The organism is Jejuia sp. G7-7 (assembly GCF_055808955.1).
This window is the reverse complement of sequence record NZ_JBVVSZ010000001.1, coordinates 407,269-434,220: the sequence shown is the minus strand read 5'-3', so window position 1 is coordinate 434,220 and position 26,952 is coordinate 407,269. Positions and strand designations below refer to the sequence as shown.

Below are 26,952 nucleotides of genomic sequence, written 5' to 3'. Positions count from 1 at the left end.
TAATAATTAAGTGTTAGTTATGGATGAATACATTGATGTAGTTACAAAAGATAATATACCAATGGGAAAAACAGAACTAAAATCTGTAGTCCATCAAAAAGGATATTATCATAATACAGCTCATTTATGGCTATTCACAAAAGAAAAAGAGATTTTATTAGCACAACGGTCTGCTAAAAAAACTATTTGTCCGTTACTTTGGGATGTGTCTGTTGCTGGACATATAGATGCAAGCGAAACGCCAAAACAAGCTGTTATAAGAGAAGGGTTTGAAGAAATAGGCATAACATTAAAAGAAGATGATTTAAAACCTATTGGGGTTTTTGAATGTTTTCAAAGTTATGACAATGGCATTGTTGATAATGAATTTCACAATACATTTATAGCTGAACTAAAAGTACCATTAAAAAAATTAATTCCTCAAGAAACTGAAGTTGAAGCTTTAAAACTCGTGACGTTCGAAACATTTGAAACCTTATTAAAAAACATAGGACAGAATAACCATTTTGTGGCTTCAAATAAAAATTATTATCATTTTGTGTATCAAAAAATTGTGGATACAAACAGGTAACACAATATAAAACAGCACATTCTAAACGTCAAAAAAACACGCTTAGTTTATAACCTAAATCTTGCTTATATTTACAGAAAGCAATAAATATGGCGAATTTTTTAAAGGCAAAAGTCAATAACAATTTTGAATTTGATATTGATTTGAGCACTATCTCAGATGTTGACCTTCTTAAAATATCAGATTCTGAATATCATTTATTAGATAAAAATAAATCCTTTCATGCTGAGATAATTTCTTCAAATTTTCGTAAAAAACACTACCAGATTTCTGTTAATAATTCAGTTTATACTATTGATATTTCTAATGAATTAGACCAACTTATCAATAAAATGGGTTTTTCTGTAGGTTCAAAAAAAGAAATAAAATCTATAAAAGCACCAATGCCAGGTCTTATTTTAGAAATAAATATCGAAGTTGGTCAAGAAGTTAAAGAAGATGATACACTACTAATCCTTGAAGCTATGAAAATGGAAAATAGCATTACCTCCCCTATTGATGGTATTATAAAATCTATCCATGCGAAAAAGGGTGATGCAGTTGAAAAAAATCAGTTAATCATAGAATTCAAATAACGATGAAGAAAATACTTGTAGCAAACAGAGGAGAAATTGCCATTCGTGTAATGACTACAGCCCGAAAAATGGGTATTAAAACCGTTGCAGTCTATTCTACTATTGATAGAAATGCACCTCATGTTCAGTTTGCAGATGAAGCAGTTTTAATTGGAGAAGCACCATCAAATCAATCGTATTTAAGGGCTGATAAAATTATTGAAGCAGCAAAAAATTTGAATGTGGATGGGATTCATCCAGGGTATGGTTTTTTAAGTGAAAATGCAGGTTTTGCTGAGTTATGCGAACAAAACAACATTGTTTTTATTGGCCCAAAATCTAAAGCCATAAAAGTTATGGGGAGTAAACTAGCAGCTAAAGAAACTGTTAAAGCCTATGATATCGCTATGGTTCCCGGTATTGACGAAGCCATAACCGATGTTAATAAAGCAACAAAAATTGCAAAAAAAATTGGTTTTCCTATTTTGATAAAAGCTTCAGCAGGTGGGGGTGGAAAAGGAATGAGGGTTGTTGAAAAGGAAAAAGATTTAGAGTCTCAAATGCATCGTGCCATAAGTGAAGCAACCTCTGCATTTGGTGATGGTTCAGTATTTATTGAAAAATATGTGAGCTCCCCACGACACATTGAAATTCAAATCATGGCTGATAACCACGGAAATATACTCCATTTTTTTGAACGTGAATGTAGTATTCAGAGACGACATCAAAAAGTTGTTGAAGAAGCACCTTCTTCAGTTTTAACTCCAGAATTAAGAGCAAAAATGGGAGAAGCTGCTATAAAAGTTGCCAAATCTTGCGATTATCTAGGCGCTGGAACTGTTGAATTTTTATTAGATGAAAACCATAATTTCTACTTTTTAGAAATGAACACACGTTTACAGGTAGAACATCCCGTAACTGAAATAATTTCTGGTGTAGATTTGGTGGAACTACAAATTCAAGTAGCCAGAGGCGAAAAACTCGAAATAAAACAAGAAGATTTAAAAATTAAAGGGCATGCTTTAGAATTAAGAGTATATGCTGAAGATCCTTTAAATGATTTTTTACCAAGTGTTGGAAATTTAGAGACTTATAAACTTCCTTTTGGAAAAGGAATTCGTGTTGATAATGGTTATGAACAAGGTATGGATATTCCAATTTATTACGACCCTATGCTTTCAAAGTTAATAACATTTGGGGATACTCGAGAAGAAGCAATAATGCTCATGAAACAAGCTATTAACGACTATAAGATTGAAGGTGTAGAAACCACACTTCCTTTTGGAAAATATGTATGCGAGCACGATGCTTTTAAATCTGGAAATTTTGACACACATTTTGTAAAAAACTATTATTCGCCAGAAAAATTAAAGAAAGAAACAGAAAATGAAGCTAAAATAGCTGCTCTAATTGCTGTGAAACATTATTTAAAAGACCAAGAACAATTGCGTTTACCAAATCATTAATCTATGGATTCAAAACAAAATAAAATAGAGATTTTAAACGAACGTTTAGAGCTTGCCAAATTAGGTGGCGGACAAAAGCGCATTGATAAACAACACGCCAATAAAAAGCTAACTGCAAGAGAACGCATTGAGTATCTAATGGATGAAGGTTCTTTTGAGGAAATTGGAGCTTTAGTAACACACAGAACTACAGATTTTGGAATGGAAAACCAAGTTTATTATGGAGACGGTGTGGTTACTGGATATGGTACAATTGATGGTAGACTAATTTATGCTTACGCTCAAGATTTTACCGTATTTGGTGGTTCGCTTTCTGAAACGCATGCCGAAAAAATCTGTAAAATCATGGACATGGCGGTAAAAGTTGGAGCACCAATCATTGGGCTTAATGATTCTGGTGGCGCTAGAATTCAAGAAGGCGTACGCTCTCTAGGAGGGTATGCCGATATATTTTATAGAAATGTACAAGCATCTGGTGTTATACCACAAATTTCTGCAATTATGGGACCTTGTGCAGGTGGAGCTGTATACTCCCCCGCTATGACAGATTTTACATTAATGGTTGAAAATTCGAGTTACATGTTTGTTACAGGGCCAAATGTGGTTAAAACGGTAACCAATGAAGAAGTAACAAGTGAGGAATTGGGTGGCGCTAATACTCACGCTTCAAAATCTGGGGTAGCTCACAAAACTTCACTTAATGATGTTGCCTGTTTAGAAGATGTAAAACAACTTTTAAGCTATTTGCCTCAAAATAATACTGAAAGTCCAAAACCATTTGATTTCAAAATAAAAGATGAAATAAGGGATGTGTTATCTGATATTGTTCCAGACAATCCCAATAAACCGTATGATATGCATCAAGTAATCTCTGGTATTATTGATGACGATTCTTTTTACGAAATTCATAAAGATTATGCTGAAAGCATTGTTGTAGGTTTCGCGAGGTTAGGTGGTAAAAGTGTTGGTATCATCGCAAATCAACCGATGGCATTCGCGGGTGTTTTAGGGGTTAACAGTTCCAGAAAAGCAGCTCGATTTATTCGTTTTTGTGATTGTTTTAATATTCCGCTTTTAGTATTAGTAGATGTACCTGGTTTTTTACCTGGTACAGATCAAGAATGGAACGGTATCATTGTTCATGGTGCTAAATTGTTGTATGCCTTTAGTGAGGCTACTGTACCAAGAGTAACAGTTATTACAAGAAAAGCTTATGGCGGTGCTTACGATGTTATGAACTCTAAACATATTGGGGCAGATTTTAACTATGCATGGCCAGGGGCAGAAATTGCTGTTATGGGGGCAAAAGGGGCGAGTGAAATTATATTTAAAAAAGAAATTGCAGATGCTGAAGATTCTGAACAAAAACTAGCCGAAAAAGAAGCTGAATATGCTAAAAAATTTGCCAATCCATATAGAGCAGCCAAACGTGGTTTTGTAGATGAAATTATCCTTCCTAAAAACACAAGACGAAAATTAATTAAGGCATTTGCTACTTTGGAAAACAAACAGGTGGATGTGCCTAAACGAAAGCATGGTAACATTCCTCTCTAAGATATATTATAAAAAACAAAAAAGGAGACCAAAAAAGGACTCCTTTTTAAATTGCAACCATAATACTCTTTTGAGTTAAATGGCTTATAAATTAATCCCAGTCGAATGTTGTTTATATGAATTAAAATGGATTAATAGCCAACCAACCTTGTATATTAACCTAGAATTTTAACTCAACCCTATTAAACAACATTATAACTGTTTGTAATTAATTTATTGGTAATAGCAATACACAAATATCATAAACTGTTGGGTATTTTTAACAATAAATCACTACGCATTCATTACGCAAACAAAAATAAAGTCCTTTTTTTAAAGCTAAGTATTAAGTGTGTCTTTAAAAACCATCTCAAGATAACCTAGAAGAGTGGTTTCATTTTTATTAAAATTAATTTTCTTTGAAATCCTGTACCTTTTACTTTCAACAGATCTAACAGTAGTATTTAAAAATAATGCAATTTCTTTGTTACTAAAACCTATTAACAAATAGTAACAAATAATAATTTCAGATTTATTTAATTGTGGATATAGTTTACTTATTTTTTTAAAAAAACTAACATTTAAATCGTTAACTAAATCCAAATGATTTTCTCCTTTTTCTAAAAGTGTTGAAGAATTAATATGAAGGTTTTTATAAAGTTCTGTTATTTTTAGCTTTTGATTACTTACCCCTCAGTAGTAGAAATCTTTTTTACCTCTTTTTTTAGATTATTGATATACTCTTCTAATCCATGAACCTTTCCTACTAACTGTTTATTATTAGATTTTAGATACGTTACGTGATCTGCTTTTTTACTATAATCTTTAATCTTTAATTTTTGTTTTCTGTAATAAATAAAATATAACGTACTTAAAAATAGTAAAACACCAATTAAAGTAATCCAAATATATCTGTTAACCTTTTTTTCTTCACTTTCGTTTTTTAAATCTATTTCAGCCTTTAAGAGTGAGTCATTTATTTGAAAACTAGCATCAACTGTACTCTTGTACATTTTATTTTCAAACCAAATTAAAGAATCTATATAAGTTTTTGATGCATCTATATTTCCAACATACTTTTGTGTTTCTGCAAACAAACTATAATAATCCTTTAATACATCTTCACCCATGTATTCTGTTATTTTAGATGATTCCTCTAAATAATAAAATGTGGAGTCCATTTGCTTTTTATCAAAATAAACATCTGCTAAACACATATCTAAACCAGCTTTGAAAGATGAATAATTATACTTTACAATAGTAGGGTTGTTATGTAATGTTTTAAAATTGTTATAGTATTTATGTGCCTCATCTAAACTATCAAGACTAGTATAATTGCAAGCAATCATATAATTAGCAAACATATAGTAATATGCATCATCTTTAATGTTTTTGTATGCGTTTAATCTTGGCAATAACAAATCATTACATTCTTTTGTGTCTCCATTCAAATATTTAGCATAAGCAAGTGTTTGCTCAACTTGAATTAAACCATTGGGATCATCGGTGCATTTATCATAATAAAATTTAGCTTGGTCGAGATATTTATAAGCAGATGAATCTTTATTGATATAATATATGTTAGAAAATAAATCTAAACAAGACTGTCCCGCGATACAATACTCATTTTCTATTTCGGCATATTTCAATGCCAAAATAGTGGATTGATGATACTTAGAATACTCTTTATAATCATCATGTATAAGTGCTTTAATAGAATAATATTCAGCTATTCTTCCTTTTATATTATCTTCAATTGGCTTAGGAATACTATCTAAAAAAAGTAATGTCTTATCAGAATTTGTGTCTATATGAAAATCAGCAGAATCTAAAAAACGATAATAACCATCAGTAACCTGTCCTAAACAATTTAAAGAATGGGTAAGAAAAATTAGAAGTATGCTTACTATTTTGAGAGAAAAAATATGCTTCAGAATTACCTAGTTTTTTGACCTAAATCTATATTAAGGCTGTTGGTTAGTTATTTTTTAAAAGTAAGTAAATATAAACAAATATAAAATTTCATGATAATAACATTCTGTTTTTAGATAAAAAATAAGATCATACTATATGAAATTGAGGTACTTTTACCCAATGGAAAACAAAAATACTTTTAAGTTTGAGTTTGTAGCACTTATGGCTTCATTAATGTCTATTGTTGCTTTATCCATTGATGCTTTATTACCCGCCCTCCCAGAAATAGGTGAATATATAGGAGTTATTAAAACAAGTGATAACCAAAAATTAATTACAATGATATTTTTGGGATTAGGTTTTGGACAACTAATTTTTGGTCCACTATCTGATAGTTTTGGAAGGAAGCCTATTGTTTATTTTGGATTCGGCCTTTTTATTATTGCAAGCGTTATTTGTGTAAACACTAAAAATTTTGAAGTAATGATAATTGCCCGTGTACTTCAAGGCATTGGTTTATCGTCTCCTAGGAGCATTGCTTTATCAATGATTAGAGATTCTTACAGTGGTAATTATATGGCAAAAGTGATGTCTATAGTAGTTATGTTTTTTATTTTGGTACCTGTTATTGCTCCAACACTTGGACAACTTATAATTAATGTATTTAATTGGCAAGCTATTTTCTATTTCAACCTAGTTATTGGCATCGTAATAATGATTTGGTTTTGGAAACGACAAGAAGAAACACTTCCTACTGAAAAACGCATCAAATTTTCATCTCATTTATTTATTGATGGTACAAAAGAATTTTTTAAACATAAAGAAGCGGTTGCCTTCACACTTGTTTCAGGATTTATTACTGGCTCTTTTATGGTCTATTTAAGTACATCTCAACAAATTTTTCAAGAGCAATATAATTTAGTTGAACTATTTCCTTATATTTTTGCAAGTTTAGCTGTATCTGTTGGTCTTGCAACTTATTTAAACAGCATGATAGTTGTAAAATATGGTATGTGGCGCATTGCATATTTGGCCGCCATTGCCTACACTTTTATATCTGTATTCTATATAATTTTATTCAGTTCAGGAAATAACCCAAGTATTTACATTCTTCTAACTTTTTTTGGTTTACAATTTTTTGCGGTTGGTTTTCTTTTTGGAAATTTAAGAGCTATTGCCATGGAGCCTCTAGGGCATATTGCTGGAATTGGAGCAGCAATTAACGGATTTATTAGCACAGTAATGGCGGTACCAATCGCAAATTATATAGGGAGTTTTGTTTTAGATTCTGTTTTACCATTATTCGTTGGATTTTCAATATTTGGTATCCTTTCATTATCGGTGTTCTTGATAATGAAAAGAAACTTAAAGACAGTAAAATCATAAGTTTTATATTCTGAAAATTTGATTGCACAAACTTTCTTATTTGTTATTTTTACCAAACACAAATTAAATTAATACATACACATGAAAGTAATAGGAATTGGTAAAAACTACGTTAATAATATATCGGAAATTGCAGCACTTAAAACTGGTTCTCAATTAATATTTACAAAACCAGATACATCTATTGTAACAAACAATAAAGACGTTGTATATCCAGACATTACCAATGAAATTGTATATGAAGTTGAATTGGTTGCTAAAATAGGAAAAACAGGAAAAAACATTTCAGAAAGCGAAGTGTCTTCCTATATTTCTGAAATAGCAGTAGGTATTGATTATACAGCAAAAGATGTACTTACAGCAAGTAGAGAAACCAAAGGTCCTTGGGCATTAGCAAAAGGATTTGATGGTGCTTCTCCTATATCTGCATTCAAACCTATTTCTGATTTTTCTGACATGAATGATATCAATTTCGATTTAAAAATTAATGGAGAACAAAAACAAGTAGGAAATACAAGTATGATGATTTATAATTTCAATGAAATTATAGCTTATGTTTCAAAATTCATGACATTAAATCCAGGAGATTTATTTTTCACAGGAACACCTGCATCTGGAGCAGGGGCTATTTTTAAAGGCGATCATTTACAAGCTTCAATTGAAGGCGAGCTTCTTTTAGACTTTAAAATGGTTTAAAAGACAATATTTTCTATAACACATTATCCATAATATCTTGAACAACTTCTGGATTCAACAACGTACTTGTATCCCCTAAGTTACTAGTATCTTTGTGCGCTATTTTACGCAAAATACGTCGCATTATTTTTCCAGAACGTGTTTTAGGTAAGCCACTTGTAAATTGAATTTTATCCAGTTTCGCAATAGGACCAATATGCTCTGTGATAATCTGGTTGATTTCTTTTCTTAGATTGTTTTGATCTCGATCTTCACCTATATCTTTTAAAATAACATAACCGTAAAGCGCATTTCCTTTAACATCATGTGGAAAACCAACAATAGCACTTTCTGCAACTGCTGGGTGTTCATTTACAGCATCTTCAATAGGTGCAGTTCCTAAATTATGACCAGAAACAATAATAACATCATCTACCCTACCTGTGATTCTGTAATAACCAACCTCATCACGCAACGCACCATCACCCGTAAAATATTTGTTTTCAAAAGCAGAAAAATACGTATCCTTATACCGTTGATGATTTCCCCAAATAGTTCTCGCCATTGATGGCCAAGGGAATTTTATACACAATCTACCATCAACTTGATTTTCCTTTAATTCATTTCCATTTTCATCCATTAACGCAGGTTGAATACCAATAAACGGTAAGGTTGCGTAAGTTGGTTTTGTTGGAGTAACATAAGGTATTGGAGAAATCATAATACCACCTGTTTCAGTTTGCCACCATGTATCTACTATTGGGCTATTCTTTTTACCAATATTATCATTGTACCAATGCCACGCTTCTTCATTAATAGGTTCACCTACAGAGCCTAAAACTTTTAATGATGACAAATCATACTTTTCAACTAGTTCTGTACCTTGTTTTGCTAATGCTCTAATAGCTGTAGGTGCTGTATAAAACTGATTCACTTTATGCTTTTCTACAATTTCCCAAAAGCGTCCAAAATCGGGATAACTTGGTATACCTTCAAACATAACTGTTGTTGCGCCGTTTGCTAACGGACCATATACAATATAACTATGCCCTGTAATCCAACCAATATCAGCAGTACACCAATACACATCATTTTCTGTATACTGAAAAATATTTTTAAAAGTATATGCTGAATACACCATATAACCTGCCGTACTATGCACCATTCCTTTTGGCTTCCCAGTAGAACCAGATGTATATAAAATGAAGAGCGGATCTTCTGCATTCATTATTTCTGCTTCACAATTTGCTGAAGCTTCATCCAAAAGCGGTTGTAGCCATTGGTCTCTACCAGCTTTCATAGTTATGTCTGTATCAATTCGTTTAGCAACTAAAACAGTATTTACGCCTGCACAATCTTCTAAAGCTTCATCAACAATACCTTTTAAATCTATTGTTTTCGCTCCTCTGTAAGAGCCATCACTAGTAATAACCATTTTACAATCGCTATCATTAATTCGTGTGGATAATGCTGTTGCTGAAAACCCTGCAAACACCACAGAATGTATAGCACCAATTCTTGCACATGCCAAAACCGAAACCGCCAATTCAGGAATCATCGGCAAATAAATACAAACCCTATCCCCTTTTTTAATGCCTTGCGCTTTTAAAACATTCGCAAATCTATTAACATGGTCATGCAATTGATTATAAGTAATATGCTCAGCATCCTCAGACGGATTATTTGGTTCAAATAAAATAGCCGTTTTATCGCCTCGAGTTGCCAAATGCCTATCTATGCAGTTCTCCGTTATATTTAATTGCGCCCCTTCAAACCATTTTACTTCAGGTTTAGAAAAATCCCAACTTAAAACCTTATCCCATTTTTTGCGCCACATAAAATGCTCTTCTGCAATTTCTTCCCAAAAACCTTCTGGATTTCTTACAGATTTTCTATAAACTTGGTAGTATTCTTCTAAGTGTTTTATGTGGTAATTACTCATTTTAATGTATTGATGAAACGAATGTCTAAAATAATAAATTTAAGTAGTTTTTATTGACATATTATTAAATAATCATTTGGGCGTTACCCCGAAAAAGGGGTCGGGCTTTACGTTACAAGTCCTCGCTTTTGCACTAGCGCACAAAAGCTGTGGGCTTTCCTCTGCAATCCCTAACGCGGTGCTTACCTAAAGTCTGTATATTCAATTAATGTGTTGCCTCTCCAGCCCCACTTGGTATTCTAATATTTTCAACAATATCTTGAACATCATCAGGAGGCGCAGGCGTAAATTTCATAATCACTATAGAAACAATAAAATTTAAAATCATGGCAACAGTACCAAAACCTTCAGGAGAAATTCCAAACCACCATTCACTTTTATCAGGAATAACATCGTCAAACCAACCCAATTTATATTTTATCATATACAATAACATCGCGGTAATTCCTATAACCATACCAGCTATAGCCCCTTCTTTGTTCATGCGCTTATAAAAAATACCCAGTATTATGGCCGGAAAAAATGATGCAGCTGCCAAACCAAAAGCCAATGCTACAGTAGCAGCAACAAACCCTGGCGGATTAATCCCAAAATATCCTGCTACACAAACCGCTACAACTGCTGATAAACGCGCAGCAACCAATTCGCCTTTTTCAGAAATTTTTGGGTTTATCATTTTCTTTATCAAATCGTGAGATACCGAAGATGAAATAACTAATAATAACCCCGCCGCAGTTGACAACGCTGCTGCTAAAGCACCTGCCGCAACCAAAGCAATTACCCAATTTGGTAATTGTGCAATCTCTGGATTAGCTAAAACCATGATATCTTTATCAACATACAATTCATTTTTTGTTTTAGGGTTGGGCTGTTTAAAATCTACTTTTCCATCTTCATCTTTTAAAAATGCACTTCCAGATACGTATTGAATTTTTCCATCAGAGTTTTTATCAGAGAAGCCAATCAATCCTGTGGTTTCCCATTTCTTAAACCATTCAGGCATATCTGCATAAGATTGGTTAGAAACAGTATCAATCATATTAGTTCTTGCAAAAACAGAAACTGCTGGAGCAGCTGTATACAAAATAACAATAAGCAACAATGCTAAACCTGCAGATTTACGAGCATCTCTTACTTTCTTAACCGTAAAAAACCGAACTATTACATGCGGCAAACCTGCCGTTCCTACCATTAAAGCCAAGGTGATTGCAAATATATCTATTGCAGATTTTGAACCTTCGGTATATTCAGTAAAACCTAAATCAGTACTCAATCCATCTAATTTGTCTAATAAGTACATTCCAGACCCATCAGATAATTGACTGCCAAAACCTAATTGAGGAATTGGGTTTCCCGTCATTTGAATCGAAATAAAAATTGCAGGCACCATAAAGGCAAAAATCAATACACAATATTGAGCAACTTGTGTATAGGTGATGCCCTTCATACCACCTAATACTGCGTAAAAAAGTACAATCAGCATCCCAATGATAACACCTGTGTTGATATCAACTTCTAAAAATCTAGAAAACACTAAACCTACTCCACGCATTTGTCCGGCTACATAAGTAAACGATACTAAAAGCGCACAAATAACACCCACAAAACGTGCTGTATTAGAATAATACCGATCTCCAATAAAATCGGGTACTGTAAACTTTCCAAATTTCCTTAAATAGGGAGCTAATAATAAAGCTAAAAGCACGTAACCTCCTGTCCATCCCATCAAATAAACTGCACCATCATAACCATCAAAAGAAATAATACCAGCCATTGAAATAAACGATGCTGCACTCATCCAATCTGCTGCAGTAGCCATTCCATTTGCCAAAGGAGAAACACCTCCTCCTGCAACGTAAAACTCTTTTGTAGAACCTGCTCTCGACCAAATAGCAATACCAATGTAAATTGTAAACGTTACACCAACTAAAATATATGTCCAATTTTGAACACCCATACTCTCCATCAATAAACTAAACATCATAACCATATTTTTTATCTAGTTTATTCATCAAGCGCACATACACAAAAATCAGTATTACAAATACATACATGGAGCCTTGTTGTGCAAACCAGAAACCTAGTTTAAACCCTCCTATTTTTATGGTGTTTAGAGCATCTTTAAAAAGTATTCCAGCCCCAAAGGAAACTAGAAACCATATGAATAGAAGTAACAAAACATACCCTATATTTTCTTTCCAATATGCTTTGGCGTTAGCTTGATTTGACATTTTTATCTGGTGTTAGTTGGAAACCCAATATAACATCATTTTTCGATATATTTGAAACTAAAGGCTCACAAATAAAATACTTATGGCATACGACGACTATTTAGCAGACCGAATTAGGCAACAATTAAAAGAAAAACACATCTTTTTTACTGAACTAAAAATGATGGGTGGTTTATGTTTTAAAGTAGATAACAAAATGCTGTGTGGCATTCATATCGATAAAAAATATGGTGATAGTCTATTAATGGCACGCATTGGAGAAGATGTGTATTTAAAGGAACTTGAAAAACCAGAATGCCTCCCAATGGATTTTACGGGTCGTCCCATGAAAGGTTATATTTTTGTAACTCCTGATGGTTTTGATACTGAAGATGAACTTTCCTATTGGTTAGATTTGTGTTTGGCTTTTAATCCTTTGGCTAAGGCTAGTAAATCTCGAAAAAAATAACTCTTATTTTGATCTAACTGATTTTTGTCAGGTAATAGATTTGCACATTTTCTTATTTTAATGATTAAATTTTTAATCATGACTTTCAAACATAATTTTAGCCGACTATTTTCATCTGTACTATTTATCCTTTCATGTTATGGATTTACACATTCACAAAATTTATCCGACAACACAACCAAAAAATAAAACTGAAGTTTATAAAGCTTTCAATAAAAGTATAAATGCTGGAGAAAAACTTGATGTTAATGGTATTCAAAGTAATATTGATGATTTATTAAAAACTGGATTTATTGATAATGGAATTTATTTCAAAACATTTGAAGACTTAATGGTTGTTTTTAAACAAAACATCAAAGGTTTAGAATCTCAAAAACTAGAAATCAAAAATAAAAAAATTACAATTCTATCTAAAAATAAAGCCCTTTTAACAGCTTCTGGATTTTATACCTCAAAAGTTATTGACGGTCGTATTTTGAAGGGTGAATTTGCTTGGACTTTTATCTATTCTAAAACAAATGGTCTCTGGAAAGTTATCCACTCGCACATGTCTAATAAATAAGAGCACAAACTTATAAACAAACAACTAAAACATGATTTTTGTAAGCTTTTCAGAATAGTATTAAAACTAATTTTGCCCAATATTAAAAACTTCAAAAAGACATGAATCTTAAAAAAATTTTCTCTTTAGCTTTAATTACACTAGTCTTAGTATCATGTATCCATTACGATAAAGAAAAACACAAATCACATCTATCTCATGCACATTGGAGCTATTCTGGAGAAACTTCCCAGAGCATTGGATAGAAATTGAAAAAAATTCAGATTGCAATGGCAAATACCAATCCCCTATAAATATTATACATAGAAGAGCTGATTCAGTTAAACTTAAAGGCGATTTAAAAATACAGTATACACCAACCACACTTTTAAAAGAAGTTGAAAACAACGGGCATTCTATTCAATTTGATTTTGAAGCTGGGGATTCTATTAATTACAAAAATGAGACATACTATTTAAAACAAATTCATTTTCACGAACCATCTGAACATAAAATTAACGGACTTATTTATCCTATCGAAATGCATTTAGTTCATGTAAGTAAATCTGGAAACATAACTGTTCTTGGGTTGCTAGGTGAAGAAGGAGAAGAAAGTCAATTATTTGAGTTTTTTGAAAGCTTTTTACCTCTTAAAAATGGCTTTGTAAAAGAGATTCACCAAAAAATAGATTTATCTAGTTTACTATTAGAAGACAAACATTATTACTCCTACGGAGGTTCACTAACAACGCCACCTTGTAGTGAAGGTGTAAATTGGATTGTTTTTAAAGAACCTATTGTTTTGTCAGTAGAAGAAGTGATAAAACTAAGAAATAATATGCCTGTAAATAATTATAGAAATGAGCAACCTATTAATGAGCGTAATGTTACATATCATTATTAGTTCATATTTATTGATTACTTTTCAAATTTATTTTATGAACCAATTATTCAATTGAGGAAAATAAATAGATTTATAGTTTTTGTTTTTGTTGCAATGATAATATCATCTTGTATCACACATAAGTGCTACAGAGGAATTTTTGCAACCGAAAAACTAACTAAATTAGATAAGTTATGGTTGGATAAAATCATTAGTAGTGATACAATTTATAGCAATAAAAGTATAGTTTTAACTAAATCTGAGTTGTTTTGTACTGAAGAATTCACTAGAACTATGAAAATCATACATTTTAAGAGAGATAGTACTATGTTTCTAGTTCCTTTTGAATCTGAGTTTAGGAACGATTCTCTCTTATATGTGAATTATCGCTTTTTTATTTCTCCTTCAAAAGATGGTATTATTGTCGCTAATTCCCATAAAGGAAGTGTTACAAATTATGAATACCCTGATGATATAAATCTAGAGCGTAAAACAAACGCTATAAAGAAAGTTGGGCTTTATAGATATGATGATGATAAATTTAAGCTTATCACAGAATCTGTTTCAAAAGAATCCTATGAAAAACATTGCACTAATGACACGTGTTATATTCCTTATCCTGGATTATTATATGATAGAAAAATAAATTTAAATCACATTAAATTCCCCAAAATACTGGATTGATATTGTTTAACGGTATCAAACCTATAATTTCTAATTTAGCTTAAATACTCTAAAACATTCCTTTCAATACGCTCCTGTATATTACTCACATCTGCCTTAACAAAGGTTTCTCCTGTAATGTTTTCATAAAGTTCAATATAACGCTCAGAAACAGTTTCAATATATTCATCGCTCATAAAAGGCACGGTTTGTCCTTCTAAACCTTGAAAGTTATTACTAATCAACCATTGGCGCACAAATTCTTTACTTAATTGCTTTTGAGCTTCTCCTCTATCTTGTCGTTCTTGATACCCATCGGCATAAAAATAACGTGAGGAATCTGGTGTGTGGATCTCGTCAATCAACACGATCTTTCCCTCTTTTGTTTTTCCAAATTCATACTTTGTATCAACAAGAATCAAACCTCTTGATGCTGCAATTTCTGAACCGCGTTGAAATAATTTGCGCGTGTAATCTTCTAAAACAATATAATCTTCTTCTGAAACAATACCGCGTTTTAAAATATCTTCACGAGAAATATCTTCATCATGGTCACCCATTTCAGCTTTGGTTGCTGGTGTAATTATAGGTTCTGGAAATGCATCATTTTCTTTCATACCTTCTGGCATTGGCACACCGCAAAGCATACGCTTTCCAGCTTTATATTCTCGTGCTGCGTGACCAGACATATACCCACGAATTACCATTTCTACTTTAAATGGGTCGCATAAATGCCCTACGGCAACATTAGGGTCTGGAGTTGCTGTTAACCAATTTGGTACTAAATCTTCAGTTGCAGCCATCATTTTGGTTGCTATTTGGTTTAGTATTTGTCCTTTGTACGGAATTCCTTTTGGCATTACAACATCGAATGCGGATAGCCTATCAGTTGCGACCATCACTAATTCTTCGTCGTTGATATTATACACGGCTCTAACTTTTCCTTTATAAAGGCTTTTTTGCCCTGGGAAATTGAAATTGGTGTCAATTATTGTATTGTTTGCTTTTGCCACTTATTTTATTTTTTTGTTTCTCGCAAAGGCGCAAAGGCGCAAAGTTTGAAATCTATTTATTTAATTTACTTGTATTGTTTAAAATCGTACTTATATTAAAACACACTTAACTTAAGTATTACGCAATGACGCTGGCGGAGATGTTTAGCCCCGATTGATGCGGCATCCTTTTTATGTGCTTTCTAATTGTTCAATTATAACTCAAAATTTACAATTATGCTAATACTTTAATGAGATATAGAAAACTTTTAGCACATAAAAAGATATAGCGGAAAGCGGGAAATAGCTCCTAAAAAATCATTCTCTATTCTCTATACTTTTATAAGCTTCTATAACTTTCTTAACCAGTTTATGGCGTATCACATCTTTATCGTCTAAAAATATGATGCCTACACCTTCTGTATTTTTTAAAATTAGTAAGGCTTCTTTTAAACCAGATATGGTACGACGTGGTAAATCTATTTGCCCAGGATCGCCTGTTAATAGAAACTTTGCGTGTTTACCCATACGGGTTAAAAACATTTTCATTTGCGCGTGTGTGGTGTTTTGCGCTTCGTCTAAAATCACAAACGCATTGTCTAAAGTTCGTCCACGCATAAATGCCAATGGCGCAATTTGTATGGTACCCTTTTCAATATAACTTGCTAATTTTTCAGGTGCAATCATGTCACGTAACGCATCGTATAATGGTTGCATGTACGGATCTAATTTTTCCTGTAAATCACCTGGTAAAAACCCTAAGTTTTCTCCAGCTTCTACCGCTGGACGTGTTAAAATAATGCGCTTTACCTCTTTATTTTTTAATGCTTGAACCGCTAAAGCTACACCTGTATAGGTTTTACCTGTTCCAGCAGGACCAATAGCAAACACCATATCGTTTTTATGCATGCTCTCTACCAATCTGCGTTGATTTGCAGTTTGGGCTTTAATGAGTTTTCCACCAACACCATGAACAATGGTTTCTCCACTTTGTTTTGATGTAGTGTAATCGTCACTACTTTGACTTGTTAACACACGCTCTATAACATTTTCATCAAGTTTATTATACTTTCCGAAGTGTTTTAAAAGCATGGAAATACGTCTATCAAATTCCTCTAGCAACTCTTCATCACCAAAGGCTTTAATTTTATTACCGCGTGCTACAATTTTTAATTTTGGAAAGTACTTTTAAGAAGTTCTATGTTTGCATTTTGAGCTCCGAAAAATTCTTTTGGAGTTATTTCTTCAAGTTCTATAATAATTTCGTTCAAAAGCGTTTATTTAATATAATTTAGTTTTAACATTACTAGGAATAAAGTTTCTTCAGATGAAATGATTTATTAGCTTTGTGAAACAGTATTCTTAATTCCAAAAATACGCAATTTTGGATAAGATAACATTAAAAACATATCAACAATTTTGCCCATGGCAATCATAACTCTCACAACTGATTTTGGCGAAAAAGACCACTTTACTGGCGCAACAAAAGGTGCGATTTATAGTGAGTTGCCTAATGTGAGAATTGTTGATATCTCACATAGTGTTTCGCCCTTTAATATTCCTGAAGCTGCTTACATCATTCAAAATGCATACAACAGTTTCCCTAAAGGCACTATTCATATTATTGGAATTGATGCCGAGCTTAATGCAGAAAACAAACATATTGCCATAAAATTAGACGATCATTTTTTCATTTGTGCCAATAATGGTATTATGAGTATGATTTGTTCTGAGATTGCACCAGAGAAAATTGTTGAAATTAATATTCACGATAAAATACAGACAAGTTTTCCTGTGTTGGATGTGTTTGTAAAAGTTGCTTGCCATATTGCGCGTGGTGGTACGCTTGAAGTTATTGGAAAACCCATTAACACCATTAAACCCATTAAGAATTTAAAGCCTTATGTAAATGAGGATAAAACCAAAATTATTGGTCGTGTAATCTATATTGATAATTACGGAAATGTGGTAACCAATGTAAAGCGTCAGTTTTTTGAAACCATTCAAAAAGGGCGCAAATTTGAAATTACAGCGCGACACTATAAATTTAAAAGAATCCTTAAAAAGTATAGCGATATTGTAAATTTTGAAATCCCTGAAGAACGACGAAATGATGAAGGCAAAGGCTTAGTGGTTTTTAATTCTGGTGATTTTTTAGAAATAGCAATGTACAAAAGCGATTCTGAAACTCATGGAAGTGCCGCAACCTTAATGGGGCTTAAAGTTATGGATACAATTGGTATTGACTTTGTTGCTGTTCCTGTGATTCCAAAAACCGAAGATATGTACTTAAACGAATAAGTTTTTATGTTGGTACGAATTGTAAAAATGAGTTTTGAAGCAAGTAATATTGATAAATTCTTGACTATTTTTGAAAACAACAAAACGTTTATTAGAGGTTTTGAAGGCTGCCAATTTTTAGAATTGTATCGTGATAAAACGCAATCTAATATTTTCTTTACTTACAGTTATTGGAATTCAGAAACGGATTTAGAAAATTACCGCCATTCTGAATTGTTTAAAACCGTTTGGAGCAAAACAAAAGTATTATTTAATGAGAAACCTGAGGCATGGAGTCTTGACAAAATACACACCAACAATTAATGAAAGATTTACTTCGGAAAATTTATTATTACCTCCCTGTTAAGCAACGCTACTTAATAAGAAGAATAATATTCTACCCAATAGATTTATTTTCTAGTAAAAATGAATTCACACCGCCAAAGGGAATGATTTATACTGGCGGGGGAGATTTTAAAGAGGTAGGCGAAGAATTTTTTGAATACTTTAAATTATATGGCGAAATTAAGCCAGATGATGCTATTCTAGATATTGGTTCAGGTATTGGGCGTATGGCCATCCCGTTTACTAATTACCTCTCTGAAAAAGGCAGCTATAACGGCTTTGATATTGTAAAACAAGGTGTAGATTGGTGCACGAAAAATATCAGCTCTAAATTCCCAAATTTTAAGTTTAAATATATTTCTCTTAAAAATGATTTATACAATACATCTACTGGTGAAACTGCAGATAATTTTCAATTTCCATATCAAAATAACACATTCAATTTTGCATTCTTAACATCAGTTTTTACACATATGATGCCTGAAGATGTTGATAATTATTTAGGCGAAATAAACAGAACCCTTAAATCTGGAAAAAATGCCTAGCAACGTTTTTTGTTTTAGATGACCTTTCAAAACAACTCATGCAAAATTCTGTTAAGAATTTTAAATACCATAAAGGCAATTATGCCTTAATGGACGAGAAAGTTAAAGAAGCCAATGTCGCTTTTGAAAAAGCGTTTTTATTCAATTTAATTGAAAAAAACGGATTTGAAGTTGAACATTTCTTTGAAGGCATATGGTCTGGAAAAACTGAAAACACATTGTCACATCAAGACATTCTTATTTTAAAAAGAAATAAATGTTCCCTATCCTAAAAAAGAAATCAATTCATTTTTCGCGTCGCCTATTGGCTATTTGGTGGTCGCTATTTTTTTAGTTTTAAATGGATTATTCCTGTGGGTATTTAAAGGCGAATTTAATATTCTAGATTTTGGGTTTGCAGATGTATCTGCGTTCTTTTTATTAGCGCCTTGGGTATTATTATTTTTGATTTCTGCGGTAACAATGCGCAGTTTTTCAGATGAAAAAAAGCAAGGTACTTTAGAATTATTATTAACAAAACCCATCTCTCATCTCAATATTGTTTTAGGAAAATATTTTGGGGCAATAGTTTTAATTTTGATTGCACTCGTCCCTACTTTATTATATGTTTATACTGTTTATCAACTCGGAAATCCGGTTGGAAATTTAGATTTAGGCAGTACATTTGGGTCGTATTTAGGACTTATTTTTTTAGCAAGTACCTATACAGCAATTGGAGTTTTCTGTTCTACTTTATCTCAAAACCAGATAGTTGCGTTTATAATTTCTGTTTTTATTTGCTTTATGTTTTTTATTGGTTTTGAAGGAGTTACAGAATTTACTTCAAGTACAACTATAGAGCAATTCGGCATCAACTACCACTATAAAAGCATGAGTCGTGGCGTGATTGATACTAGAGATATCATCTACTTTTTAAGTGTAATTGTGTTTTTCATCCTTTTAACCCAACTAGGTATTAAAACAGACAGCATCTCTAAAAAAGACATCACAAAAATTTCTGGCTTTTGCGTTGGGCTATTACTTTTAAATATAATTTCGAGTTATGCATTTAAGCGTATTGATGTAACAAAAGACCAACGTTACACTCTAAGTAATTCTGCAAAACAAATTGCTACAATTGCAGAATCGCCAGTAGTAATTGATGTGTTTTTAAAAGGCGAAGATTTCCCTTCGGAATTTAGACGACTACAACAAGAAACACGACAACTACTTGAAGAATTTTCAAATGTAAATAGCAACATACTTTTTGAATTTATAAACCCCTTAGAGAACGAAGCCTCTCGCCAGCAAACCATACAAGTGCTAACGCAACGTGGCTTAAAACCTATGCAATTAAGTGTTCAGGAAAATGGCAAATCTACTCAGGAAGTTATTTTTCCATGGGCTTTAGCAAGTTATAACGGACAAACAGTTATCATTCCATTAGTTAAAAATAAAATTGGAGCCACACAGCAGGAACTCGTTAGCAACTCAGTACAACACCTAGAATATGCGTTTGCTGATGGCATAAAAAAATTAGTCACTCCAAAATCTAAAAAAATTGCCATTTTAAAAGGCAATCGGCAATTGGAAGACAAACACATAGCAGACTTTGCAAAAAAATTAGGCGAATATTATTTTATCGCACCGTTTACATTAGATAGTGTTGCCAATAGTGCGCAAAAAACTTTAAAAGATTTAAGTCAGTTTGATTTAATTATTTCTGCAAAACCCACAGAAGCCTTTTCTGAAAAAGAAAAATTTGTATTAGACCAATACACCATGCAAGGCGGTAAAAGTTTATGGTTGATAGATGCCGTTGCCATGGAAAAAGACAGTCTATATAACGCCACAGGCACAAACTATGCCGTTGCAAGAGATTTAAACCTAACCGATTATTTCTTTAATTATGGAGTACGTATCAATCCTGTTATGGTGGCTACACCCTACTCTGCCCCTATTACATTGGCACTTGGGGATGGCAGCGATTCGCAATACCAGCATTTAAATTGGCCGTATTCACCTTTGGCAATTTCGGAATACAAGCACCCAATTACCAATAATTTAAATTTAGTTCGTTTTGATTTTGCAAACCCAATCGACACGCTTAAAAATTCAATTAAAAAAACCATTCTTTTAGAAAGTGCGCCTGTATCTAAACTTGAAGGAACACCACGAGAAATCAGTTTAAATCTCATTACAAAACCTGCTGATCCAAAAACGTTTAATAAAGGCAAACAAACCTTGGCTGTTCTGTTAGAAGGCGAATTTACTTCAGCATTCAACAATCGTGTAAAACCATTTAAAGTTTTAAAAGAAACCAATAAAAGTGTCGCTACAAAACAAATTATAATTGCCGATGGCGATGTGATTAAAAACGATGTTATTAGAAACAAACCACAAGAATTAGGTTTCGATAGATGGACTGGAAAACTATACGGCAATAAAGAATTTTTGCTGAATGCAGTAAATTATCTTTTAGATGATAACGGACTTATAAACATTCGCAGCAAGGAAATTGAAGTCGCCTTTTTAAATCAAGATAAAATTGCCAAAGAAAAACCATGTGGCAACTCCTAAACATTGGATTACCAATAGCTTTACTTGCAGCTTTTGGTTTTGTATTTAACTACCTCAGAAAGAAGAAATACACCTCATAACTGTTAATAAGTTTGTTTCCAAATAACCACCTTTTGGAATATATTTGTATGTAGTAGAATTACAATTTAAACCAAGCGTATTAGATGAAACATTTATAACTAAGGACATTTTCTCGTTTTTAGAATTTTGAAATAAATGTTACATGTGACCTCTAAAAAATATAATCCAGCACATGAAATTTATAGTATCAAGTACTTATTTATTAAAACAATTACAGGTTTTAGGTGGTGTTATCAATAGTTCAAACACCTTACCAATTTTAGATAATTTTTTATTTGAATTAGATAACAGCAAGCTTACCGTTTCTGCAAGCGATTTAGAAACCACTATGGCTTCTACGCTAGATGTAGAGAGCGATAGCGAAGGTAGCGTTGCTATTCCTGCGCGTTTATTATTAGATACTTTAAAAACCTTTCCAGAGCAACCCTTAACCTTTGTTATAGAAGATAACAACACCGTAGAAATTAGCTCTAACCACGGTAAATATGCTTTAGCTTATGCCGATGGCGCAGAATTCCCAAAAGCCGTAGCACTAGAAGATCCAAGCAAAACCGTTATTACTGGTGATGTTTTAGCAACAGCCATTAGCAAAACCATTTTTGCTGCCGGAAATGATGATTTACGCCCTGTAATGAGTGGTGTATTTTTTCAGTTTTCTACCGAGGGTTTAACCTTTGTAGCTACAGATGCACACAAATTGGTTAAATACACCCGTGCCGATGTTACCGCAAACCAAGTCGCAGAATTTATCATGCCTAAAAAACCTTTAAATCTTTTAAAAGGGATTTTAGCAGCAAGTGAAGATGATGTGACTATTGAGTACAACGATAGCAACGCCAAATTCACCTTTGAAAACTCGGTATTAATTTGTCGTTTAATTGATGGTAAATATCCAAACTACGAAGCCGTTATCCCAAAAGAGAATCCAAATAAATTAGTAATAGACCGTAACCAGTTTTTAAACTCTGTGCGTCGTGTTAGTATTTTCTCTAACAAAACCACACACCAAATCCGTTTAAAAATTGCAGGAGCAGAATTAAACATTTCGGCAGAAGATATCGATTACAGCAATAAAGCCGAAGAGCGTTTAACCTGCGATTACCAAGGCGATGATATGCAAATTGGTTTCAACTCGCGTTTTTTAACCGAGATGTTAAATAACCTAAGCGCCGATAACGTACAGTTAGAAATGAGCATGCCCAATAGAGCAGGTATTTTAACACCTGTTGATGGTTTAGACGATGGCGAACAAGTCACCATGTTGGTCATGCCAGTAATGTTGAATAACTAAATTCCTGCGAAGGCAGAAATCTCATAATATAAGCAGTAATCTCAAATAGGTTGCTGCTTTTTTTGTCTCGCAAAGTCGCTAAGGTGCAACGCTTAAATAATTTGGGCGTTACCCACAAGGGGTCGGGCTATCCACTATATCTTTTTTATGTGTCATTGCGAGGAGTGAGCGACGTGGCAATCTGTCAAATTCTAGTTATCCATAAAGTTTATAGTCCCACACTTAAAAAAGGATGCCGTTTCTATCCCTAACGCGGGCAAATCTGCTAAAGACTATCTTAAAATCTAGGTTTAGTTTATCTAACTAAATAAGTTTTCTAAATTAACTTGTAAATATTACTAATTCCTACAAAAAAGATTTATATTTTTATGATTTGACCAAAACTAATATAAAAAATTAATGAACGCATCTCAAATAGAAAAGAACGTAACAGCTTTAGTTGAAAATTTCAACAAAGAAGAGTTTGTATTTGATTTACTGAAAGCATACGGTATTTCGAAGACATCTATAACACGTTTAAAAAAGGGGGATTTTAATTTATCTAAAGTTGAGGGTGAAGTGCTTTATAAAAGTAAAATGCTTTTTAAAGAGGTTGAATCTGGAACACTATTAAATACTATTGATGAATTAACGAAAGATGTAGATTCACTAAAACACAATCCACGATTTGTAATAGTAACAGATTACAAAACATTATTAGCAAAAGATACAAGAACAGGATTAGCATTAGACACACCTATTCTTGAAATACATAAACACTTTGGTTTCTTTTTACCTTGGGCAGGTCAAGAAAAGTACGCTCAAAAAAATGAGAATTATGCAGATAGAAAAGCGTCATATAAAATGGCGAAGCTCTATGATATTTTGGTTACCGAGAATCCAAATATATATGACGATGGTGGTCATAACCTAAATATTTTTCTATCTCGTTTACTCTTTTGCTTTTTTGCGGAAGACACAGATATATTTCCTATTGAGGGGATGTTTACAGATACTTTAGAGCAACATACTCAAAAAGATGGTAGTGATACACATACATTTTTAGATAGACTATTTAAGGTCCTTAATACAGAAGACAATAGTAAAGAAGCATCACATTTTAGAGAGTTTCCATATGTAAATGGTGGTTTATTTAGAGATACTATTGTATCACCAAGATTTACTAAAGAAGCACGTAAAATAATTATTGAATGTGGCGATTTAGATTGGAGCGAAATCAATCCAGATATTTTTGGTTCTATGATACAGGCAGTTGTAAATCCTGCGTATCGAAGCGGTTTAGGGATGCATTATACCTCTGTACCAAATATTATGAAAGTGATTGAACCCTTGTTTCTTAATGAATTATACGAAGAGTTTGAAAAATCTAAAGGGAATGACAGAAAGCTACGCCAATTAATATTTAGAATTTCAAAAATTAAAATATTTGACCCTGCTTGTGGTAGCGGTAACTTTTTAATTATTGCTTATAAGGAATTAAGAAAATTAGAAATTGAAATCATAAAAGAAATAAATGGAGTTGGTCAAGAAAGCATTGTTGATGGAAGCCAATCGAAAATACATTTTATAAAAGATGGACATAAAATAGTTTCTGATGCACCGCAATCAAAAATGAATTTTAAGAGTAAACAGTTTGAAATATGGTTTACAGAAATTAAACTCTCTCAATTCTATGGTATAGAGTTAGATGATTTTGCTCACGAAATGGCTATTTTATCTCTATGGTTGGCAGAACACCAAATGAATAAAGAGTTTGTAAGTGAACTACACGACTTTGGTAGAGCAAAACCTATACTACCATTAAAAGAAGCAGGTCATATTACACAAGGTAATGCAACACGCTTAAATTGGGAAGATACCTGTCCTAAAAACGAAAATGATGAAATATATATTTTAGGTAATCCACCATATGATGGCTATCATAAACAGACAGATTCTCAAAAAGAAGATATGTCTTTTGTTTTTGCAGGTATAAATGGCTTTAAAAAATTGGATTATATATCTTGTTGGTTTTACATAGGGGCAAGATATATCCAAAACATAAAAAGCGAAATGTGCTTTAGTAACTACAAACTCAATTTGTCAAGGCATTCAAGTTGATTTACTTTGGACTCTTTTATTTAATAGAAATGTAGAAATAGACTTTGCTTATCAATCTTTCAAATGGACTAATAATGCAAAAGATAATGCTCAAGTTAGTGTAATAATTGTTTGTTTAAGAGAAGTAGGTAATAATAGACAGAAATATATATATACTGAGAAGAATAAAATAAAAGCAACTAATATTAGTCCATACTTGACTAATAGCTCTAATATCATTATTAAAAGTACCAATAGGGCATTTTCTAATTTGCCTAAAATGATTTCAGGTTTAAAAGCAGGTGATGATGGCAACTTAATACTTAATGAAGAAGAGAAGAACAATTTGATTAAAAATTATCCAATTGCTAAAAAGTTTATTAAAAGATACATAGGTGCTAAAGATTTACTGCATAATATCAGTAGATACTGTATCTGGGTCGATGATACAGATAAAGAATTAGCTTATTCCATACCACTATTAAGTGAAAGGTTTGAGAAATTAAAAAAATTCCGTTTAAAAAGTAAAAAAGTAGCAACACAGAAAAAAGCTAAAACGCCTTATAAATTTGATGAAACAAATTTTAAGGACTCAAACTCAATAATTATCCCTCAAACTGGCTCTGAGAAAAGAGAATATTTACCTGTTGACTTTCTAAATTCTGATTATGTAATATCAAATGGAGCACGTGCAATTTATGATGCTGAACCTTGGTTATTTGGATTATTATCATCTAAAATGCATATCGTTTGGATAAAAGCAGTTGCAGGTAGATTGAAAATGGATATGCAATATTCAAATACATTATGCTATAATACTTTTCCGTTTCCAGAAATCAATCAAAAACAAAAAGAGCAAATAAATCTACACGTTTTTGAAGTGTTAGAAGAAAGAGAAAAGCATTCAGGTAAAACCTTAGCACAATTGTACGCACCAGATAAAATGCCTAAAGGCTTAAAAGAAGCACATCATCAATTAGATTTGGCTATTGAGCGTTGCTATCGTTTAAAGCCATTTGAAAGCGATACAGAGCGTTTAGAATATCTTTTTAAAGAATATGAAAAGATGATAAACAAAAACACCTTGTTAGAAAAACCTAAAAGAACACGTAAAAAGAAAGCTTAATATATGCCAGATATAGTACACGTAAAATACCAACAAACAGGAAAAAGCAAAAGCACTAATGAGTTAGGAATGCGAGAAATGCAACAAAAAGCATTTGGGGCTCGTACAGCTCAATACTTATTAATTAAAGCACCACCAGCTTCTGGTAAATCTCGTGCCTTAATGTTTATTGGTTTAGATAAGTTAGTAAATCAAGGTATTAAAAAGGTAATCGTTGCAGTTCCAGAAAGGTCCATTGGTAGTTCGTTTGCAAAAACAGAATTAAAGAAGTTTGGTTTTTTTGCAGATTGGATTCCTAATCCTAAATATAATCTTTGTACACCTGGTGGTGACCAAAGTAAAGTAAAAGCCTTTTTAGAGTTTTTAGAAACAGATGAACAAATTTTAATTTGTACGCACGCAACCTTACGGTTTGCATTTGAAGCTATAGACGAAAAACAATTAAACGACTGCTTATTAGCAATAGATGAATTTCACCACGTTTCTGTAGATGGCGATAATAAATTAGGCTTGGTTTTAAGTAGTGTAATGTCTAAATCTACTGCTCACGTAGTAGCAATGACAGGCTCTTTCTTTAGAGGTGATTCTGTGCCTATTTTATTGCCAGAAGATGAAGAAAAATTTATTAAAGTTAAATATGATTATTACCAGCAATTAAATGGATATGATTATTTAAAATCTTTGGGTATCGGTTATCATTTTTATCAGGGTAGATATACATCTGCAATTAATGAAATATTAGATGAAAACAAAAAAACGATTATTCATATTCCAAGTGTTAATTCAGGTGAATCCACAAAAGGAAAAATGATGAGGTTGCTTGGATAATAGATAGTTTAGGTGAATT

22 protein-coding genes and 2 pseudogenes are annotated in these 26,952 nt (G+C 32.5%); 18 read left to right on the top strand and 6 right to left on the bottom strand.

What is annotated here, in order from left to right:
* Positions 1–19: 19 nt before the first annotated feature.
* The 4 genes from AC0L5U_RS02205 to AC0L5U_RS02190 all read left to right on the top strand — a co-directional run bounded on the left by AC0L5U_RS02205 (position 20) and on the right by AC0L5U_RS02190 (position 4,145).
* Entirely contained in the window at positions 20–571 is a 552-nt protein-coding gene (locus AC0L5U_RS02205; protein ID WP_473414460.1) for an NUDIX hydrolase, read from the top strand.
* A gap of 89 nt (positions 572–660) precedes the next feature.
* Positions 661–1,146, top strand: coding sequence for an acyl-CoA carboxylase biotin carboxyl carrier protein subunit (locus AC0L5U_RS02200; RefSeq protein WP_473414459.1), 486 nt, complete (start codon positions 661–663; stop codon positions 1,144–1,146).
* A 2-nt stretch (positions 1,147–1,148) separates the two neighbouring features.
* Positions 1,149–2,591, top strand: a complete 1,443-nt coding sequence (gene accC / locus AC0L5U_RS02195; RefSeq protein ID WP_473414458.1) for an acetyl-CoA carboxylase biotin carboxylase subunit — start codon at positions 1,149–1,151, stop codon at positions 2,589–2,591.
* 3 nt (positions 2,592–2,594) lie between these two features.
* Positions 2,595–4,145 (top strand): acyl-CoA carboxylase subunit beta, encoded by a 1,551-nt coding sequence (locus AC0L5U_RS02190; protein ID WP_473414457.1) that lies wholly within the window; start codon positions 2,595–2,597, stop codon positions 4,143–4,145.
* A gap of 665 nt (positions 4,146–4,810) precedes the next feature.
* Here the strand turns inward: AC0L5U_RS02190 and AC0L5U_RS02185 are convergent.
* Positions 4,811–5,779, bottom strand: a complete 969-nt coding sequence (locus tag AC0L5U_RS02185; RefSeq protein WP_473414456.1) for a hypothetical protein — start codon at positions 5,777–5,779, stop codon at positions 4,811–4,813.
* Positions 5,780–6,218: 439 nt separating this feature from the next.
* On the opposite strand from AC0L5U_RS02185, the gene AC0L5U_RS02180 reads away from it, so the two are divergent.
* Together AC0L5U_RS02180 and AC0L5U_RS02175 are read left to right on the top strand one after the other, a co-directional pair.
* The gene (locus tag AC0L5U_RS02180; protein ID WP_473414455.1) at positions 6,219–7,424 is read left to right on the top strand and encodes a multidrug effflux MFS transporter; all 1,206 of its coding nucleotides are present in this window, start codon (positions 6,219–6,221) and stop codon (positions 7,422–7,424) included.
* An 81-nt stretch (positions 7,425–7,505) separates the two neighbouring features.
* Entirely contained in the window at positions 7,506–8,120 is a 615-nt protein-coding gene (locus tag AC0L5U_RS02175) for a fumarylacetoacetate hydrolase family protein (protein ID WP_473414454.1), read from the top strand.
* A gap of 13 nt (positions 8,121–8,133) precedes the next feature.
* On the opposite strand, the gene acs is transcribed toward AC0L5U_RS02175, so the two are convergent.
* The 3 genes from acs to AC0L5U_RS02160 form a co-directional block, all read right to left on the bottom strand.
* A complete protein-coding gene (gene acs, locus AC0L5U_RS02170) occupies positions 8,134–10,041 on the bottom strand; it encodes an acetate--CoA ligase (protein WP_473414453.1) in 1,908 nt (635 codons plus the stop codon).
* A 205-nt stretch (positions 10,042–10,246) separates the two neighbouring features.
* Positions 10,247–11,998: a sodium:solute symporter family protein gene (locus AC0L5U_RS02165; RefSeq protein WP_473416148.1), complete on the bottom strand. Its 1,752-nt coding sequence runs from the start codon at positions 11,996–11,998 to the stop codon at positions 10,247–10,249.
* Between the two features lie 16 nt (positions 11,999–12,014).
* Positions 12,015–12,272, bottom strand: a complete 258-nt coding sequence (locus AC0L5U_RS02160; RefSeq protein WP_473414452.1) for a DUF4212 domain-containing protein — start codon at positions 12,270–12,272, stop codon at positions 12,015–12,017.
* An 82-nt stretch (positions 12,273–12,354) separates the two neighbouring features.
* Here AC0L5U_RS02160 and AC0L5U_RS02155 point away from each other — a divergent pair, with 82 nt between their 5' ends.
* The 4 genes from AC0L5U_RS02155 (at position 12,355) to AC0L5U_RS02140 (ending at position 14,828) form a co-directional block, all read left to right on the top strand.
* Positions 12,355–12,720, top strand: a complete 366-nt coding sequence (locus tag AC0L5U_RS02155; protein ID WP_473414451.1) for a TfoX/Sxy family protein — start codon at positions 12,355–12,357, stop codon at positions 12,718–12,720.
* Positions 12,721–12,859: 139 nt separating this feature from the next.
* On the top strand, positions 12,860–13,282 hold the full coding sequence (locus AC0L5U_RS02150; RefSeq protein WP_473414450.1) for a nuclear transport factor 2 family protein: 423 nt from the start codon (positions 12,860–12,862) through the stop codon (positions 13,280–13,282).
* A 205-nt stretch (positions 13,283–13,487) separates the two neighbouring features.
* Positions 13,488–14,165, top strand: a complete 678-nt coding sequence (locus AC0L5U_RS02145) for a carbonic anhydrase (RefSeq protein ID WP_473414449.1) — start codon at positions 13,488–13,490, stop codon at positions 14,163–14,165.
* Between the two features lie 51 nt (positions 14,166–14,216).
* Positions 14,217–14,828 (top strand): hypothetical protein, encoded by a 612-nt coding sequence (locus AC0L5U_RS02140; protein WP_473414448.1) that lies wholly within the window; start codon positions 14,217–14,219, stop codon positions 14,826–14,828.
* Positions 14,829–14,863: 35 nt separating this feature from the next.
* Here AC0L5U_RS02140 and AC0L5U_RS02135 read toward each other — a convergent pair whose 3' ends face one another.
* A complete protein-coding gene (locus AC0L5U_RS02135; protein WP_473414447.1) occupies positions 14,864–15,820 on the bottom strand; it encodes a phosphoribosylaminoimidazolesuccinocarboxamide synthase in 957 nt (318 codons plus the stop codon).
* A 297-nt stretch (positions 15,821–16,117) separates the two neighbouring features.
* Positions 16,118–17,070 (bottom strand): annotated as a pseudogene (locus AC0L5U_RS02130) (PhoH family protein).
* A 154-nt stretch (positions 17,071–17,224) separates the two neighbouring features.
* Between AC0L5U_RS02130 and AC0L5U_RS02125 the strand changes: the two are divergent.
* The 8 genes and pseudogenes from AC0L5U_RS02125 (at position 17,225) to AC0L5U_RS02090 (ending at position 26,933) form a co-directional block, all read left to right on the top strand.
* Positions 17,225–18,100 carry an SAM hydrolase/SAM-dependent halogenase family protein gene (locus tag AC0L5U_RS02125; RefSeq protein ID WP_473414446.1) on the top strand — a complete coding sequence of 292 codons (876 nt, stop codon included), beginning with the start codon at positions 17,225–17,227 and terminating at the stop codon, positions 18,098–18,100.
* Positions 18,101–18,106: 6 nt separating this feature from the next.
* Positions 18,107–18,403 carry a putative quinol monooxygenase gene (locus AC0L5U_RS02120; protein WP_473414445.1) on the top strand — a complete coding sequence of 99 codons (297 nt, stop codon included), beginning with the start codon at positions 18,107–18,109 and terminating at the stop codon, positions 18,401–18,403.
* Positions 18,403–18,969 carry a class I SAM-dependent methyltransferase gene (locus AC0L5U_RS02115; protein WP_473414444.1) on the top strand — a complete coding sequence of 189 codons (567 nt, stop codon included), beginning with the start codon at positions 18,403–18,405 and terminating at the stop codon, positions 18,967–18,969. The genes AC0L5U_RS02120 and AC0L5U_RS02115 overlap by 1 nt, the downstream gene beginning before the upstream one ends.
* Positions 18,970–19,007: 38 nt before the next feature.
* A complete protein-coding gene (locus AC0L5U_RS02110; protein WP_473414443.1) occupies positions 19,008–19,241 on the top strand; it encodes a hypothetical protein in 234 nt (77 codons plus the stop codon).
* A 43-nt stretch (positions 19,242–19,284) separates the two neighbouring features.
* The gene (gene gldG / locus AC0L5U_RS02105; RefSeq protein WP_473414442.1) at positions 19,285–21,528 is read left to right on the top strand and encodes a gliding motility-associated ABC transporter substrate-binding protein GldG; all 2,244 of its coding nucleotides are present in this window, start codon (positions 19,285–19,287) and stop codon (positions 21,526–21,528) included.
* 253 nt (positions 21,529–21,781) lie between these two features.
* On the top strand, positions 21,782–22,900 hold the full coding sequence (gene dnaN / locus AC0L5U_RS02100) for a DNA polymerase III subunit beta (protein ID WP_473414441.1): 1,119 nt from the start codon (positions 21,782–21,784) through the stop codon (positions 22,898–22,900).
* Positions 22,901–23,299: 399 nt separating this feature from the next.
* A pseudogene (locus AC0L5U_RS02095) lies at positions 23,300–26,105 on the top strand (class I SAM-dependent DNA methyltransferase).
* Positions 26,106–26,108: 3 nt separating this feature from the next.
* Positions 26,109–26,933: a DEAD/DEAH box helicase gene (locus AC0L5U_RS02090; RefSeq protein ID WP_473414440.1), complete on the top strand. Its 825-nt coding sequence runs from the start codon at positions 26,109–26,111 to the stop codon at positions 26,931–26,933.
* Positions 26,934–26,952: the final 19 nt, after the last annotated feature.

What these genes read in the sequence shown, in the direction of transcription:
- AC0L5U_RS02205 (WP_473414460.1), top strand. Translation starts at nt 20, where the DNA reads ATGGATGAATACATTGATGTAGTTACAAAAGATAATATACCAATGGGA.
- AC0L5U_RS02200 (WP_473414459.1), top strand. Translation starts at nt 661, where the DNA reads ATGGCGAATTTTTTAAAGGCAAAAGTCAATAACAATTTTGAATTTGAT.
- accC (WP_473414458.1), top strand. Translation starts at nt 1,149, where the DNA reads ATGAAGAAAATACTTGTAGCAAACAGAGGAGAAATTGCCATTCGTGTA.
- AC0L5U_RS02190 (WP_473414457.1), top strand. Translation starts at nt 2,595, where the DNA reads ATGGATTCAAAACAAAATAAAATAGAGATTTTAAACGAACGTTTAGAG.
- AC0L5U_RS02180 (WP_473414455.1), top strand. Translation starts at nt 6,219, where the DNA reads ATGGAAAACAAAAATACTTTTAAGTTTGAGTTTGTAGCACTTATGGCT.
- AC0L5U_RS02175 (WP_473414454.1), top strand. Translation starts at nt 7,506, where the DNA reads ATGAAAGTAATAGGAATTGGTAAAAACTACGTTAATAATATATCGGAA.
- acs (WP_473414453.1), bottom strand. Translation starts at nt 10,041, where the DNA reads ATGAGTAATTACCACATAAAACACTTAGAAGAATACTACCAAGTTTAT.
- AC0L5U_RS02165 (WP_473416148.1), bottom strand. Translation starts at nt 11,998, where the DNA reads ATGGGTGTTCAAAATTGGACATATATTTTAGTTGGTGTAACGTTTACA.
- AC0L5U_RS02160 (WP_473414452.1), bottom strand. Translation starts at nt 12,272, where the DNA reads ATGTCAAATCAAGCTAACGCCAAAGCATATTGGAAAGAAAATATAGGG.
- AC0L5U_RS02155 (WP_473414451.1), top strand. Translation starts at nt 12,355, where the DNA reads ATGGCATACGACGACTATTTAGCAGACCGAATTAGGCAACAATTAAAA.
- AC0L5U_RS02150 (WP_473414450.1), top strand. Translation starts at nt 12,860, where the DNA reads ATGGATTTACACATTCACAAAATTTATCCGACAACACAACCAAAAAAT.
- AC0L5U_RS02125 (WP_473414446.1), top strand. Translation starts at nt 17,225, where the DNA reads ATGGCAATCATAACTCTCACAACTGATTTTGGCGAAAAAGACCACTTT.
- AC0L5U_RS02120 (WP_473414445.1), top strand. Translation starts at nt 18,107, where the DNA reads ATGTTGGTACGAATTGTAAAAATGAGTTTTGAAGCAAGTAATATTGAT.
- AC0L5U_RS02115 (WP_473414444.1), top strand. Translation starts at nt 18,403, where the DNA reads ATGAAAGATTTACTTCGGAAAATTTATTATTACCTCCCTGTTAAGCAA.
- AC0L5U_RS02110 (WP_473414443.1), top strand. Translation starts at nt 19,008, where the DNA reads ATGCAAAATTCTGTTAAGAATTTTAAATACCATAAAGGCAATTATGCC.
- dnaN (WP_473414441.1), top strand. Translation starts at nt 21,782, where the DNA reads ATGAAATTTATAGTATCAAGTACTTATTTATTAAAACAATTACAGGTT.
- AC0L5U_RS02090 (WP_473414440.1), top strand. Translation starts at nt 26,109, where the DNA reads ATGCCAGATATAGTACACGTAAAATACCAACAAACAGGAAAAAGCAAA.